We start from the raw sequence: 13956 nt of genomic DNA on the forward strand, positions 1-13956 counted from the left end.
TTAAACAGCAGCTGCGATCACGACAGGTTTCAGCCACCACACGGCGGCTGCGAGGATCAGGACAGGTCCGCCGATGCCCGCCCAGGCCAGCCAGGCCGTCCGTGCGCAGAACGCCCAGACTACTGCCGCCGCAAAGATCAGGAACGCCGGCATGGAAGCTGCCATCACCGCCTCCTCGCGGGGCAGGGTCAATGTCAACGCCAGAACCACGCTGCTCAAGGCCGCCAGGGCATACCCGCCCCCGATCGCGGCCGCCCAGCGGGACGCCACACCCAGCTTTGCCAGCATTGAACTTCCTGATCTCTTTTTCATAACCATTCTCACTAAAAAACTGCCTGAGGCCAGCGCTCACAAACGCCAGCCTCAGGACTTGGGGTTTTTTGGCTTCCAGCCCAGCTTCCCGCGAAGCGGACTAGAATTTATACCGCAGGGAGAACTGGACGTTCCGGGGTTCTCCAAAGTACACACCGTCGTAGAAGCCGACGTTGCGGTAGTAAGTCTTGTCGAAGAGGTTCTTCACGGTGACTGCGGCGGAGAGATTCTCCGTGAGGCGGTACTGCGCATTCACGTCGAACAGGAAATAACCGTTCTGCCGGATCTCCCCTGCGGTGCTGCCCCAGTACTCGTTGTTGGTGTCGCTCTGCCAGCTCATGCCCGCACCGACCGAAAGCTTGCTGAGCTTTCCGGGAAGACGGTAGTTCGTGGAGAGACGCACGAGGTCCTCAGGCAGGTTGGACTGCGCATTGAGACCGTCGTCGGTTTCCGTGTTCACGTGGGTGTAGCCTGCGTGGACCGACCAGTCCTGTGTGATGTAGCCATTCAGCTCCAGCTCAAACCCGCGGCTCGTGATGGGGCCGGTGGGGATGGAGGGGAAGGTTCCGTCCGGAAAGGGCGGCGAGCTCCAGTCTGTGAGATAGGAGTTGTCCTGCTCAGCCTGAAAGACGCTGAATGTGGCCAGGAGACGGTGGTTGAAGAACTCCCCTTTGATGCCCGCCTCAATGTTGGAGCCGCGGATGGGTTCGAGGATATTCCCCTCGACATCCCGGCCCATCTGGGGATCGAAGATGTCCGTATAGCTCGTGTAGAGGGAGAGGTTCTCCGTCACGTCAAACACCAGGCCGGCGTAGGGCGTGAACTCGCTGGTAACGCGGAAGCTGTTGTCGGAGCCCGTGTACCTGCCACTGGTGTCGTAGTTGTCGCGGTAGGTTTCCCAGTTGCTCAACCTGGCACCGACGATCAATGAGAGCGGATCGGCAAGCTTCAACCGCAGAGCGAGGTAGCCACCGTATTGCTCAGTGGTGGTGACGTCATAGGCACCGGTGACGCGAGACTGCGGGTAAGGCAGCGCAGGATTCCACGTGAAGATGTTCGGGATGACCGTGTCGAACGCGTAAGTGGTATCCAGGTAAGTGGTCTCCGACTCATAGATCGAGTAGTTGAAACCCATGACAATGTCGTGCTTCTGTCCAAAAAGCTCGAACTTGCCATTGCTATAGAGGTCGAAGCTGTCGCGGGTCTCGTCCACCAGACTGGTGGAGCGCCAGAGGTTCATGCCCGCGCCCGTCTTGGGATCAGGGAAGCCACTGCCAGCGTAGGCCACCGCCCAGTCCAGGTCGCTCTCTGTATGGGCATAGGTGCCCTTGATGGTCCAGTCGTCCCCGATCTTCTGCTCCAACGTGATGAAGGCGGTTCCCGCGGTGCGATCCCACTTGCTCCAGAGAGCTGACCAGTTGGTGGAGCGTGGCAGGTCAATGTGAGTGCCGTCTGCGGCGAAGTAGGGCACCGCACCCCAGGTGGCGGCGCGCGGCTTGCTCTCCTGCCACTGGTAACCCAGGCTCAGAAGCGTGCTGTCCGTGAGATCGGCTTCGATGATGCCGTAGAGCACGTTCTTGTCCTCGCTGTAGTTGTCCATGTAGGACTCGCGCTCCTGATACACCCCCACAAAGCGGGAGCGGACACGGCCATCCTTGGTAATCGGCACCGTCACATCGCCCTCGAAACGATAGTAGTCCCAGCGCCCGATTGAGCTCGAGATATAGCCACCGAACTCCTTGCCCGGGCGCTTGCGCTGCAGGTTCACCGTGGCCGAGGGATAGCCCGGACCACTTAGCAAACCATTGGCCCCGCGCAGGATCTCCACCTGCTCATAGAGGGCGGTGTCATAGATCGGAGTGGCACCGTAGGCGTCATTTGCACCGGTGGCATAGGGCACTCCATCAATCTGAAATTCGGAGACCTCAAAACCGCGGGCGTAGTAGAGCGTCCGCTCGCTGTCCAGCTCATACACGCTCACGCCGGGAGTATCTGCCAGCACCTCGGCCACGGTATTAAGGGAGCGCTCTTCCATCCGTTCCCGGTTCACAATGGTGACGGATTGGGGAGTCTCGCGCATCGTCAGCGGCAGTCGCGTGGGCGTGCTGGTCGGCACCTCCACCACATTGTTTTCCGCGGCCGCTTCCACGACCACAGTGTCCAGTTCCGTGGTGCCGCCTTCTGCTGGGGCGGGCTTGGCTGTCTGCGTCGGGGCAGGGCTTGGGATGGGAGCTGCCTCCTGGGCGTGCAGCCCGTTGGAGGTGGGGGCCAGCGCCAGGGAGAGGGCGCTGACGAGGGGTGCCGCCCAGGGGCAGCGTTGGGTTGATTGGCCTTTCTTCATTGGGATATCTTGTCCAGATGCACGGCGTGGGAGTTGGGCCGTTCTGGCGGCCTTCACCGGTGCCTCATCCCTGCCACAATCCACCCCTGCAAATCCACCTGCTGGCGGCCCATTATCACCTGCCTGCGGCCAGCTGAAAGGTCTTGGGGTTTACCCCAAACTGCCGACGGAAGGCCGTGGCAAAGTTGCTCGGGTTACAATAACCCACATAGGACGCCGCCTCCAGCACCGTGGTGCGGCCGGATTCGAGGAGACTACGCGCATGCTCCATGCGACAGCTCCGCAGGTAGCCAAAAGGGGTGTTCTGATACACCTGCTGAAAGCCCCGCTTCAGTGTGGTCTCGCTCAGGCCTACTTTCCGCGCCAGTTCCAGCAGTGAGGGCGGCATTTCCAGATGCTCGCGGAGAATGGTCGCAGCCTGCTCAATCTGCTCCGTCACCCCGGCGGCGAGCCCTCGCACTGGAGCAGACACTCCCGCGTACTGGGTCAATGCCACCATCATCTCCGCCATCAATTCACTGCAGCGGGCCTCCAGAATCATGGTGCGGGCCGCCCCCTGATAAGGGCAACATTGCAACGTCTGCGCCGCCATCCGCACGCTGGAAGTCATCGGCAAGGTGATGTCAGAGGCACCACTACCAGCAGCGACCTGGCGCAAACGCCGCGCTCCCGCAGAACCGTCTCCCTCCAGCAATGAGCCAAGCGCCTCTTCCGACACACAGATGGTGACGTGAAAGGACTTCTGACTGGGAAGGATGCTGCATGACTTGATGGAGGGACCATGAATCACCGCCATCTTTCCTGACTCGCGACGGAATGTCCCCTTCCCAGCTTGGTGCTCCTCCTCCCACCCGCCGTCCACAGCGAAAGTGAAGAGCAATGGAGAGCGAATCTCAGAGTGCCGGATGGTGGTGTGCCCGGTCACATACTCACTGCCCCAGTGCATCCAGACGCCTGGACGAATGCAGCGTTCCCGGACCTCCCCCGTGCACCAGGGAACCTCGGGACGGATCTCAAATTCAGGAATCCCATTTGGCGGTAGAGGTCCCACCGGGATGGGATGGGCCTGAAACACCTCGTCAGCATCCCCCGCCGCCAAGGTCACCTTGGAAAGGCGACTGAGACGGTCGAATCGAGTGACGGCGGCGGCCAGAGAGGGCATCGTTTACGGGGATGTTTCGCGGCGCAGCTCCTAATTCGCTGACAGTGAACAAAATATTGTATCAATTCCGGACATTTGCGACAAAGTCTCAGCAAATGGACAGGCGTCAAGGTCTTTGAGACGCAATTGCATCTAATGAAAATTGGTAGCGACCGCGTTGTGATCACCTCTTGTCCACCTTTGCAATGAGCGTGTACAATTCTGGCTCTTCTGCTCATTGATTTGCGGCCTCAAAAGCCGAGATGGAGGCTTGGGAATCCTACCACAAGGGGCAAGAATGCAGGCGTTTCAGCCAACGCCCGCCAAGGAACATTGGGGCCGCTAGCCAGACCGCCAAAGCTCCTTCGGAATAACTCTATACCCTCAACCACCCAGCGTAGACCCGCTGGAAGCGCGTCAACGTGGGGTACGGTCAAAGAGGCTCTCAACGCTGAAAGTGTGGTGTAGATGCTCCGTCTCTGAAGGTGGCTCCTTGGCAGGGCGCTGATTTCCCCGGAGGCGAAGTCATTGACGAGCTTCCTGCGAATCGACATCGGGTAATCGCGAGACGAAGCTTTACTCCGAAGCAGTTGCGGTCTGGTCCAGTCCTCCTTGAAATCCTCTGGCAGGTTTTGTCTTCCAATTCTCAAGACCACCCCTCGCTCCCTACCCGATCCCCGGGCATGGACAAAGACGGCCTCGCCCTCTACTTGAGGGATCATTGCTCAGCTTCGGTGGGAGCTTTGGAACTCATCGCCCACCTGCAAAAATCTGACCCTCCGCCTCCGGAAGCCCAGCTCCTGGACCGCCTTGAACACGAAATCACCAGTGAGCAATCCGTCCTCGCGGATCTCATCACCGCGCTCGACTCAAGTCGCAACCAGTGGACGGATGCCGGGGCCTGGCTGGCAGAGAAAGCTGGCTTCCTGAAACTGTGGATGGCCAAGTGCGAAACGCCGCCGGTCTTCTGGCTCCAGGCCTTTGAAACGCTGGCTCTGGGGATCCGCGGCAAGTCTGCCCTATGGACGCTGCTAAAAGAGGCTGGCAACCTTCCCACGGGATCAGAGAGCGGCCAGTATCAAGCCCTGCTCGAGCAGTCCCAGGTTCAGGAAAGTCTGGTGGAAGAAGCGAGGCTTCGCGCGGGCTTGCGATTACTGCATACCACAGCGTAGGGTGAGCAGGCGGTTGACTTGAGGAAACTTGCGAGCCAAAGATTTTTCTCCATGTTTGGCGCAGCATGGAAAGCTCCTCACCGCCCCAGCCTCCTGTCATTCAACCCTTTGGCAGTGGCGTTTTCTTTGCCGTCCCTGGCGCAGTCTTTCTACTCTACATCCTGATCGATGCCGGGTGGGCGGGGGCACGCATTCTACGGCAACTGGCTCAGCAAGGCACTGCGAATGCCCAGCTTATGGGACAGACCGTTGGCGAGCTCATTGTCACGCTGGCCGCGCGTGGTTTTGTCGCTCTGCCAGTGGTGGCGGTGCTGGTTCTGGCCTTGTTAGCCTGCCGCTACCGGGCAGTGTGGTTCTACCGCTATCTCCTGGTCGCCAGTCCACTGCTCATGCTGCTGGCCCCCTTTGGCACACTCTTCGGTGCCTGGTTTCTGATGTATCTCTGGAAACACCACCGCGAGTTTGTCGCCTGATTTGCGAGAAACCCTCTGCCCCGGCGCGTTTAGGAAGCGGTCCTTCCACCTCTGTTTCCCTGCTCCATGCACCGCACCGCGCACCAGGTTCTCACCCTCTTCACCGCCATCGCCAGCATGGTTCCCTCCCTGCTGATCCAGGCCGCGGAGACCAAGGACTTCCTCAAGAAACCTCCCGCATGGTTTGCCACGGATGAAGCCAAAACCGTAGCGGCCAACATCCTTTCGTATCAGTCCGACTTCGGCGGCTGGCCCAAGAACCTGGACCTCACTGCCAAGCCTTTCGCAGGGCGTCGCGATGAGCTGGTGGGTGAGTTGAAGCCCATCTTCGACAATAGCGCCACGACCGACGAGATCCGCTATCTGGCCCGCATGCACAAGGCCACAGGTGACATCCGCTACCTGCGTGCCGTGCAGGACGGGCTCGACTACATTCTCATCGCCCAGTATCCCACCGGCGGCTGGCCGCAGTCCTACCCATTGGACGCGGAGTATCACCGTCACATCACGTTCAACGACAATTCCATGGTGCGCATCCTGCAGCTCCTCCAGGAGATGGGCAGGCCGGGCGTGTTCGATGCACTGGACGCCGACCGACGTAGCGCCGCGCAGATTGCCTTTCACCGCGGGATCGAGTGCATCCTGAAATGCCAGATCAAGGTGGATGGCCGCCTCACTGCATGGTGCGCCCAGCACGACGAGCTCGACTACAGCCCGCGCCCCGCGCGGAAGTTTGAGCTGGTATCCCTCAGCGGTGCGGAATCCGTGGCCCTCGTCAAGCTCCTCATGAGCCTCCCCCGCCCCGCTCCGGAGATCGTCGCGTCCATCGAGGCCGCCGTGGCCTGGCTGCAGACTGCCCGCATTGATGGCTGGAGGATCGAGGAACTCACCACGGATGACATTCAGGGGCACAACTTCTCCGCCACCCCCGATCCTGCCGCGAAGCCCTTCTGGGCCAGGTTCTATGACATCACCACCAGCCAGCCCCTCTGGTCCAACCGGGATGGGGTGCGCAAGCTGGGCATGGCGGAGATCGGCTGGGCCCGTCACGGTTACGCCTGGACCGGCAACTGGGCACAATCTCTCTTGAACAAGGATTACCCAGCCTGGAAAAAGCGACTGGCCAAGGAAGGCCCAGGACCTGCCCTCACGCCCTGGCAACCAGCCGTGCGCATCGCCTTGGCGGGAGATTCCACCGTGACAGACACAGCGGGCTGGGGCTTTGGATTCAAGAAAGCGATCACCGGCAAGGTGCTTTGCCAGAACTTCGCCGGTGGCGGGCAGAGCTCGAAGAGTTTCAGCGACACCGGCGTCTGGCAGAAGGTGCTGGCCAGCAAGCCGGACTACGTGCTCATCCAGTTTGGCCACAATGACATGCCAGGCAAAGGCCCCAAACGCGAAACGGATCCCGAAACCACCTACGCCGAGAATCTGCGCCGCTATGTGCAGGAGGCCCGCGCCGCAGGGGCCAAACCGGTGCTGGTGACCTCCTTGGTACGCCGCATCTTCAATCGCGATGGCAGCGGGCAGTTGCGGGGTGAACTGGCACCGTATGCCACTGCCATGCGCCGGGTTGCGACTGAGGAGAAAGTCCCGCTGGTGGATCTTTACACCCGCAGCGTGGAACACGTGGTGAAACTCGGCCCCAAAGGCGTGGAGCCTTTCGAGCCGATCCTGCCGGTCAAACCTGCCACCATCCCAGCGCCTGCCCCCGCGGCGGCCGCTGATGCGACGACGACTCCATCCACCAGCACGACACCACCCCAGACCACCGCCGATGTCACGGCCCCTGCACCGTCTGACATTGACTTCCCCACTTCCACACCCGCCATCCGGCGCGATGGCACGCATCTCAACGTGCCGGGCAGCATTGAATTCGCGAACCTTGTGGTGGAAGAATTCAAGCAACAGGTGCCGGACTCCGCGACAGGTCAATGGTTCCGCCACTAGCGTCCATTCCTTGAACCCGCCCCTCCACCATCCCGACGTTGACCAGCTTCCACTGCTCTCCCGTTGGATGCGTTCGTTGGCTTGGGGAGTGCAGTCCCGACCTGTCGGGACTGCCGTTCCCCGCCGGCCCGCTGGGAACTCAGCATCGGAGCGATAGAGCGCCTCCTACAAAGCAAGCGCCCTTCACCAGAGCAGCAGGCGGGCCACCTGCGCTCCCCCAGCTGCCTTTCACAGCAGCCCTCCAGTCACCACTTGTACCCCAGCGACAGCCGCACCGTGCGACCAGCGCTCTGGTAGTAGCCGAAGCCATCGCTGCTGTACGTCGTTTCGTCAGCCACGTTGTCCACGTTCAGCGCCACCATCCACGGACCGCGCACATATCTGGCCACGAGATCCACGCAAACAAGGCTGTCGTTCTTGGCGGTGTTGCTGGTGTCCTGGTAGCTGGAGCCGGTGTAGCGAACACCGCTGCCGAGCGTGAGCCCCTCAAGGACACCGTCGGCAAAGGAGTAAGTCACCCAGCCGGAGGCGGTCTTCTCCGGGGTCTGGCCGGGGGTTTTGCCTTCGTCGCCATCAGCGCTCTTGGTGATCTCAATATCCATGAGCGTGACGCTGCCCAGCAAGGTGAGCTGATCGGTGAGGCCGATATTTCCCTCGAACTCGACGCCCTTGGAGGTCCACTCGCCATTGGCCTTCATGTAGGCCTGGTTCCGGAGATCCGTAGTGAGCACGTTGTCCTGGGTGAGATGGAATGCGGAGAGAGTGAGACCACCGCGGAAGTCCTTGGGTGAGTACTTGAGGCCCACTTCGTACTGATTGCCCTCTGTGGGGTCAAAGGTGCTGCCCTGCGCATCTACCCCTGAGTTGGGGAAGAAGGAGGTGGAGTAGCTGGCATATGGGGCCAGACCGTTGTCCGCCAGGTACATGAGACCCAGGCGGTAGCTGAACGACTTGTCATCCTGGTCGTCCGAATAGCCTCCGCTGGTACGCTCGGCGCTCTCGGTGGCGACCCAGTCATGACGCAGACTGGCCACGCCCACCCAGTGGTCGCCCACCTTCACCTGATCCTGCGCATACACGCCAAACTGGCGGACCTTCTGCTCGAACTGGGAGACGAGCTCCGATGGCCGGGAGAACGGGGCGTCATACTGGGGGTCCAGCAAGTCCAGCGTGGGAGCCGGGCCATCATGCTGCACGGACTTGGAGGTGGCGTAACCGTAGTCAAACCCGGCCAGCAGCGTTTGTTTGATCGAACCCTGCTCAATGCGCCACTCCAGCTGGTTGTCCAACGTCCAGGCGCGGTTCTGCACGCTGTAGCCAGAGGCCAGCAGGCTCAGTTCCGAGGGGGAAACGAGTTCATTGATCGAGAAGTACTTCGATGCCGAGTTGTAGTGGGAGTAGCGGGCGTTCTGGCGGAAGGTCAGGTTGTCTCCCAGCTTCTGCTCAAACTCGTAGCCGAGACGCCAGATTTCACTGAACTCCCGGTCCCAGCGGAGGTCATTGGTTCTCACCAGGCCCTGGGGTCCCATGAAATACTCCGGCACCTGGGCACTCTCCCAGCGCAGGTAGCTGCTGAGCAGAGTGAGGGTGGTGTCCTCAGTGGGTTTCCAGGTGAGGGAGGGCGCGATGAAGATGCGCTCGCTGTCAATCGTGTTGCCATTCGGGTCCTCTTCAGTGTTCCGGTAGAGGCTGAGTACGCGGTAAGAAAGCTCGTCATTCCCCAAGAGCACGTCTCCGAAATCGAGATTGCCCTCATAGGACTCGCCCGTACCGTACTCGAAGCCGACTTCGCCAGAGCGGGCGGCCTTGGGCTTCTTGCTCACGTTGTTGATGAGGCCGCCGGGGGTGGACTGGCCAAAGAGGACGGAGCTCGGCCCCTTGAGCAGCTCGATGCGCTCCAGACCAAAGGTCTCCACCATCTCGTAGTTGTAGAGGCGCATCCCATCCAGATACTGGCTGTTGAAGCTGTCGAAGCCCCGGATGTTGATCCACTCGTAGCCGCGCGGGTCGTAGCCGTAGGTATCGGTGGTGACGCCCGCGCTGTAGCGCAGCGCCTCGGAAGTCTGGCGGCTGCCGCGGAGCTGGATCATCTCCAGCGGCACCACAGAGATGGATTGCGGGGTCTCCAGCAGAGAGGTCCCCGTCTTTAGGGCGGCCGTGGGAAGCTCCGTCTTCAGGTCCACCACGGTGGATTCAGCCGCCGCGACTACCGTGACCTCATCCAGAACGGTGGTAGAGCCCGGGGCTGGACTAGTGCCGGCATCCTGCGCCTGCACACCTGAAGAAGCGAAAACTGAACCCACAATGACGGGGACGACGATGATCTGGCGGAGAGAAGTCATAGAGAATCTGGAGTGTCCGCCAACATTTGCTATTAAGACTGAGTTGCAAGAGCAATAATCAAGCCTCCACTGGGAAGCGCCCCGACGGCGCTGGCCAAACCCACCCACCTCTGAAAGCACCTGCTTGGGAACCCGGGAGAGGACAGACCAATTGGACGCGCAACAAAATCCCGTAAACCTTGGTGGAGATAAGGAGATTCGAACCCCTCACCTACTCATTGCGAATGAGATGCTCTACCAATTGAGTCGCATCACCACTTCATCAGATGTGGTCCCTGCCCAAAAGAGACAGTGCCCAATTTTCATCCACCGCCTCAACCGGCAAACAACTCCTACTTCCAATTCACATTCTCAAGCCACCCGTCAACCAAGGCAGAGCGCCTCTTTTGTGGCAGCTTACTTTTGAAGAGTTATTTCCCACACTCTCATCCTGCCACCACCCTCTCAATGAGCTCCCTCAGGATGGATCGGTGACAGAGCTCTTCATTGGCACAATAGCACCCAATCGCAACTGCAGTCTGCTCGGCAAGCTTTCCGAGCAAAAGCAACGTCTGCCGCTTCTCCGTGTCCCCCAACATCTCCCGTTCATAGTGCGCCTTGAACTCGGGCCAGAGATCTGCCCACTCCTCCCCTTCCTTCTGGCGCTTCTTCATATCACCCAGTAACTTCCGGCTGGGGGCAAGGAGAGGCATCCAGACGTCGAAGTAGTCCAGCTTTGCGTAGTCCGCCTTCACCACGCCCCGCGGCAGATACCTCACCACACCGATGCGGAGCCCCTCTCCCCGCTTACGTTCACTGCCTGCCTGGTAGGTCTTGAGGTGAGGAGACATGGCCGAGAGGGATGCTGGAAGATGTGTTCCACTGACGGATGCTCTTCTATCAAGTTGGGTGATCACACGCAAGCCAGCACTCCTCCCTGCAGGTGGATTTGACAAGGTCCGCGAGGCCCGCCTGCCCTTTTGACCCACCACCTGATCATACTAACGTATAATTGAGTCGCCGAACGAACGCGGGCAGGCTACGCTTCCCCGCAGTCAGCCGCCTCCAAGATCAATAGGCCGCCCGACGGTTGATCAAGGGAGCATCGTCAGGCATCCGTTTTCGACGCCAATGAACTCAACCTGCCCCCTTTGCCAATCCTCTTATTTCTCCGGCACGCGCCTGAAATCGGGGCACCTGATTTGGTCCAAATGTAGCGACACCTCGTCAAGAGAAGGCGAAAACTCGAACACCGTCGAAGGTTAAGATGAGCGCCTCTATCCAGCCCCCCGGCCTGCCTCCGCGCATCACGGACGCCCCTCCCTCTGAGCGCGAGTGCGCTGACCCACGTGCATTCCGCAACAGCGAGGCCTACCTCGCGGCTGCCCAAAAGCTCAGCCACACTGGCAGCTTCGGCTGGAAGATCCCCTCGGGTGACGTTTACTGGTCGGAGGAGACCTTTCGCATCTACGAATACGCCCCGACGACGCGCCCTTCTCTCGAACTGATTTTGCAGCGTGTTCACCCTGATGACTTCGAGGGGGTGAGAAAAACGATCGAGCGCATCGTGCAGGATCGAAAGGATTTTGATTTCGAGTTCCGGTTGCTCATGCCGAGTGGAGCGGTCAAGCATCTTCGCGCCGTAGCGCATCCCGAGCCAGATGCAGATGGCGGGGTCGAGTTTGTCGGCGCGGTCATGGACGTCACGAAAGGAAAGGAGGCGGAAGAAGGCATCCGCCTCATCATCAATACCGTCCCGGCACAGATCTGGACGGCGGACGCTGACGGTCAGATCGACTTCATCAGCCAGCGCCTTTTGGACTACTTTGGAACGAGCTTTGAACAGGCTGGCCAGCAGGAGCCAGGACTTTATGCCCACCCCGATGAAGCACCAGTTTTCCTAAACCTCTGGAGAACCAAGATTGCCGAAAAAAAACCGTTCGAATGGGAAATGCGGCTAAGAAGTTCCACCGGTGAGTACCGCTGGTTTTTGAGCCGGGCGTCGCCGCTCTTCGATCGGGGTGGAAACATCACCGGATGGTACGGGAACAATGTGGACATCCACGAACGGAAACTGGCGGATGAGAAGCTGCGCGAGAGCGAGGCCTATCTGACGGAAGCGCAGCGGCTGAGCGGGACTGGCAGCTTCGCCTGGAACCCTCACACTGCAGAGGTCCTCTACTGGTCACACGAATGCTACTTCATGCTGGGTTTCGATGAACGCGAAGGGATTCCGCCCTTTGAATCTTTCTTGGATCGCATTCATCCAGAGGATCGCCCTGGCATGGTGGGTCCTCTTGAAAAGGCTGTAGAGAACAGGACGGATTTCAACCACTCCTATCGCGTCATCCTCCCCAATGGCGAGATCAGGAATATCCAGGGCATAGGTCACCCGGTTCTCAACTCGTCGGGCGAACTCGTGAAGTTCGTGGGCAGCGTGATCGACAACACTGAGCGCAATCGATCCCAGGCCGCGCTCCGGTTGAGCGAGGAGAGATTTCGACTCATTGTCGAAAACATTCCGGGGCTGCTCTGCACCCATACTGCGGAGGGCGCACTCGAGTTCGCCAACCAACGACTCCTTGACTATACCGGAAGAACTCAGGCGGCCATCCAGCACTGGGACTGGGTTTCACTCATTCATCCCGACGATCTTCCGGAGACACTCCGGCTTTGGGCCCACTCGTGTGCAACGGGAGATCCTTACTCTGTTGAGCATCGCACCCGTGGTGCCGACGGCGTCTATCGTTGGTTTCACGTCTGCGGACTGCCGCTTCGTGCCGAGAGCGGTCGCATCGTTCGCTGGTACATCCTCCTGACTGCAATCGATGACCGGAAGAAATCGGAGGAGGCTCTCAACAAGGCACAGACGGAACTCGCGCACATCACCCGTCTCACCACCATGGGTGAATTGACAGCCTCAATCGCTCATGAGGTCAATCAACCTCTCGCCGCCGTGGTGAACAACGCCAACGCCTGCTTGAACCTCCTGCAGGGCAGCACTCCCGACCTCAGCGAGGCACGGGACGCGCTGACTGAAATCGTCGAGGATGCGGACCGTGCGGGCGCAGTCATCACACGGATCCGGCAGATGGCAAAAAGATCGCCGCTTGAGAAGAGCCCCCTGGACGTGAGGTCAGTCATTGCCGACGTCCTGCTGCTGGCCCGCGGCGAGTCCGTTGCCCGCTCAGTCGCGATCCGCACGGAATTACCCGACGAACCCCTCCCCGTACTGGGAGATCGGGTGCAACTCCAGCAGGTGATGCTCAATCTCGTGATCAACGCCATGGATGCGATGAAAGTCGTGGAGATTTCCAAACGATGCCTGCTGATTCGCGCTCAGCGTGAAAGTGGGCGGGGATACTACGAAGCGTGGATCAGCGTTCATGATTTTGGAACAGGTTTCGCGCCGGACGACATGGACAGTCTTTTCAGAGCTTTCTACACCACCAAGCCACAAGGAATGGGAATGGGCTTGTCAATCAGCCGCTCGATCGTGGAGGCTCACGGCGGGCGATTGTGGGCAGAACGCAATGAGGATGACGGTGCCACCTTCACCTTCAACCTGCCGGGTACGGTCCAATCTCAGCCATGACTCAAACCAGCGACTCAGAGCCAATCGTATTTGTGGTTGACGACGATGCTTCGGTTCGCCGTTCCACCGAGCGCCTCATTCGGTCCGCCGGATTGGAAGTCCAGACATTTGCCTCCGGCCGCGACTTCCTCAAGCATCCACGGCCGGAACGCCCCGCCTGCCTGGTTCTCGATGTCCGCATGCCGGGATTGAGCGGGATGGACCTTCAGCAGGAACTCGGGAATCTAGGGCTGGATATCCCCATCATCTTCGTCTCCGCGCATGGTGACATTCCGATGACTGTGCGCGCGATCAAGGCGGGCGCGGTGGAGTTCCTCCCTAAGCCTGTCCGCGGCAATGTACTGGTAGATGCGGTGCGTGAGGCCATTGAACGAGATCGCGCAGCGAGTGAGGAGAGATCCCTCACGGGTCAACTGCGCGCGCGATACGAGCAACTGACCCCACGCGAGCGGCAAGTGATGAGTCTGGTGGTTCAAGGCATGCTGAACAAACAAGTGGCCAACGAACTCGGCACGAGTGAGATCACGGTGAAAGTCCAGCGAGGGCGCGTGATGCAAAAAATGAAAGCGGAGTCTCTGGCCGACTTGGTGAGGATCTCCGAGCGGTTGCGTTCTCTCACCTAGAGCGAGGTTCATGTATTCATACGAAAGT

At 59.9% G+C, this 13956-nt stretch carries 10 protein-coding genes; 5 read left to right on the forward strand and 5 right to left on the reverse strand.

Annotation, left to right across the window (positions count from 1 at the left end):
- The 3 genes from BV034_RS20655 to BV034_RS20665 form a co-directional block, all read right to left on the reverse strand.
- Complete coding sequence (locus BV034_RS20655; RefSeq protein ID WP_050028872.1) at positions 1 to 312, reverse strand: DUF3649 domain-containing protein; 312 nt, start codon at positions 310 to 312, stop codon at positions 1 to 3.
- 100 nt (positions 313 to 412) lie between these two features.
- Complete coding sequence (locus BV034_RS20660; RefSeq protein WP_050028873.1) at positions 413 to 2653, reverse strand: TonB-dependent siderophore receptor; 2241 nt, start codon at positions 2651 to 2653, stop codon at positions 413 to 415.
- A 115-nt stretch (positions 2654 to 2768) separates the two neighbouring features.
- The gene (locus BV034_RS20665) at positions 2769 to 3815 is read right to left on the reverse strand and encodes an AraC family transcriptional regulator (protein ID WP_050028874.1); all 1047 of its coding nucleotides are present in this window, start codon (positions 3813 to 3815) and stop codon (positions 2769 to 2771) included.
- A 662-nt stretch (positions 3816 to 4477) separates the two neighbouring features.
- On the opposite strand from BV034_RS20665, the gene BV034_RS20670 reads away from it, so the two are divergent.
- From BV034_RS20670 to pelA, 3 genes are all read left to right on the forward strand, one after another.
- Complete coding sequence (locus BV034_RS20670; RefSeq protein ID WP_050028875.1) at positions 4478 to 4966, forward strand: hypothetical protein; 489 nt, start codon at positions 4478 to 4480, stop codon at positions 4964 to 4966.
- Positions 4967 to 5031: 65 nt separating this feature from the next.
- On the forward strand, positions 5032 to 5439 hold the full coding sequence (locus BV034_RS20675) for a hypothetical protein (RefSeq protein ID WP_050028876.1): 408 nt from the start codon (positions 5032 to 5034) through the stop codon (positions 5437 to 5439).
- A 66-nt stretch (positions 5440 to 5505) separates the two neighbouring features.
- Complete coding sequence (pelA, locus tag BV034_RS20680; protein WP_050028877.1) at positions 5506 to 7389, forward strand: pectate lyase; 1884 nt, start codon at positions 5506 to 5508, stop codon at positions 7387 to 7389.
- 245 nt (positions 7390 to 7634) lie between these two features.
- Here the strand turns inward: pelA and BV034_RS20685 are convergent, their stop codons facing one another.
- Both BV034_RS20685 and BV034_RS20690 read right to left on the reverse strand, forming a co-directional pair.
- Positions 7635 to 9731 carry a TonB-dependent siderophore receptor gene (locus tag BV034_RS20685; RefSeq protein WP_050028878.1) on the reverse strand — a complete coding sequence of 699 codons (2097 nt, stop codon included), beginning with the start codon at positions 9729 to 9731 and terminating at the stop codon, positions 7635 to 7637.
- A 425-nt stretch (positions 9732 to 10156) separates the two neighbouring features.
- A complete protein-coding gene (locus tag BV034_RS20690; RefSeq protein ID WP_050028879.1) occupies positions 10157 to 10561 on the reverse strand; it encodes a DUF488 family protein in 405 nt (134 codons plus the stop codon).
- A 416-nt stretch (positions 10562 to 10977) separates the two neighbouring features.
- Between BV034_RS20690 and BV034_RS20695 the strand changes: the two genes are divergently transcribed.
- Both BV034_RS20695 and BV034_RS20700 read left to right on the forward strand, forming a co-directional pair.
- Positions 10978 to 13305 (forward strand): PAS domain-containing protein, encoded by a 2328-nt coding sequence (locus BV034_RS20695; protein WP_050028880.1) that lies wholly within the window; start codon positions 10978 to 10980, stop codon positions 13303 to 13305.
- Complete coding sequence (locus BV034_RS20700) at positions 13302 to 13928, forward strand: response regulator transcription factor (protein ID WP_050028881.1); 627 nt, start codon at positions 13302 to 13304, stop codon at positions 13926 to 13928. The genes BV034_RS20695 and BV034_RS20700 overlap by 4 nt, the downstream gene beginning before the upstream one ends.
- Positions 13929 to 13956: the final 28 nt, after the last annotated feature.

This window comes from Verrucomicrobium sp. BvORR034 (genome assembly GCF_000739635.1).
In the GTDB taxonomy this organism is placed as follows: domain Bacteria; phylum Verrucomicrobiota; class Verrucomicrobiia; order Verrucomicrobiales; family Verrucomicrobiaceae; genus Verrucomicrobium.